Raw genomic sequence first — 1,681 nt, 5'->3', positions numbered from 1 at the left:
TTGATGAATTGGAATCAGTAAAAAATATAAAAACACTCAAAAAACAAAAAGCGGATGGAGATCTTATGACCTACTCATCCGCTAATCTTTTTATAGACCATTTTGAGTCTACTTTTTCAGTGCCCTCTCTTTCGAACAGGACTTTTTATCTTAAGGGAAATAAAATTATTCTCCTTTTGGTTCTTCAGTAGCAGGAGCTTCTTCAGTAGTAGCTTCTGGTGCAACTTCTTCAGCAGTTTCAGCTTTCGCTTCTTTAGCTTTTGGAGCAGCAGCAGTTTTGCTTTTACCACGACGAGTAGTTTTCTTCTCTTCTTTAACTTCTACATCTTTACCGTAAACAGTATTGTAATCTACCAATTCAATTAAAGCCATTTCAGCGTTATCACCTGCACGGTTGTTTAATTTAATGATACGAGTGTAACCACCTGGACGGGTTGCAACTTTCTCAGCAATTTCGCGGAATAAAATAGTTACTACTTCTTTATCTTGTAAGTAAGCGAATACAGTACGACGTGAGTGAGTAGTATCACTTTTAGATTTAGTGATAATTGGCTCAACATAAGTACGTAAAGCTTTTGCTTTAGCTAAAGTTGTTGTAATTCTTTTGTGCAAAATAAGTGATGAAGCCATATTAGCTAACATCGCTTTTCTGTGGCTTGCAGTTCTACCTAAGTGGTTTACTTTTTTACCGTGTCTCATTGTTTTTTAATTGAGTGTATACCGTCTCGTTGCAATTAAGCTGAGGGAATTATACACTGTGAAATAATAATTTATTATTAAAGAAATAAGTTATAAGTTTTACGTAATACGTATCAATTATAACCCACAACTCTTACTCTTCGTCTAACTTAAATTTAGACAGGTTCATACCAAATGATAAACCTTTTGATTTTACAAGTTCTTGAATCTCTGTTAAAGATTTTTTACCAAAGTTTCTGAATTTTAACATATCAGCAACATCGTAAGATACTAAATCAGCTAAAGTGCGAATATCAGCCGCTTTTAAGCAGTTTAATGCTCTAACTGAAAGATCCATATCAACTAATTCAGTTTTAAGGATTTTACGCATATGTAAAATTTCCTCATCAACTTCTTTAGTTTCCTCTTTAGCTTGAGATTCTAATACTAAGTTCTCATCAGAGAATAACATAAAGTGTTGGATAAGAATCTTAGCCGCTTCTTTTAATGCTTCTTCTGGGTGAATTGAACCATCAGTAGAAATATCTAATACCAATTTCTCGTAATCCGTTTTTTGTTCAACACGGAAGTTTTCAATTGTGTATTTTACGTTTTTCATTGGAGTGTAAATCGAATCGATAGCGATAACACCTACAACAGCATCAGCAACTTTATTCTCTTCAGCAGGTACATAACCACGTCCTTTATTGATGGTTAACTCTACTTCTAAAGTAACAGATTTATCCATGTTGCAAATTACATGCTCAGGATTTAAAACTGTAAAGTTATTAGAGAATTTAGTGATATCACCAGCCTTGAATTGATCTTGACCGTTAACAATGATGAAAACTTTTTCAGCATCACCAGAATCACCTGTTTTCTTAAAACGTACTTGTTTTAAGTTTAAGATAATATCAGTTAAATCTTCTACAACACCTTTCATGGTAGAAAACTCATGCGAAACGCCTGAAAAACGAATAGTAGTAATAGCATAACCTTCTAA

General features: G+C 33.5%; 2 protein-coding genes. Both read right to left on the bottom strand.

Annotation, left to right across the window (positions count from 1 at the left end; translation table 11 throughout):
* Positions 1-165 precede the first annotated feature (165 nt).
* Positions 166-699, bottom strand: a complete 534-nt coding sequence (rplQ, locus tag WBQ70_RS00030; RefSeq protein ID WP_344765842.1) for a 50S ribosomal protein L17 — start codon at positions 697-699, stop codon at positions 166-168.
* A gap of 133 nt (positions 700-832) precedes the next feature.
* A partial coding sequence (locus tag WBQ70_RS00025) for a DNA-directed RNA polymerase subunit alpha (RefSeq protein ID WP_423908806.1) occupies positions 833-1,681 on the bottom strand: 849 nt, incomplete at its 5' end.

The sequence above is a fragment of the Flavobacterium sp. genome (assembly GCF_049590715.1).
In the GTDB taxonomy this organism is placed as follows: Bacteria; Bacteroidota; Bacteroidia; order Flavobacteriales; family Flavobacteriaceae; genus Flavobacterium.
The sequence above is the reverse complement of the archived record's forward strand: the minus strand, read 5'-3'. Positions and strand labels throughout refer to the sequence as shown.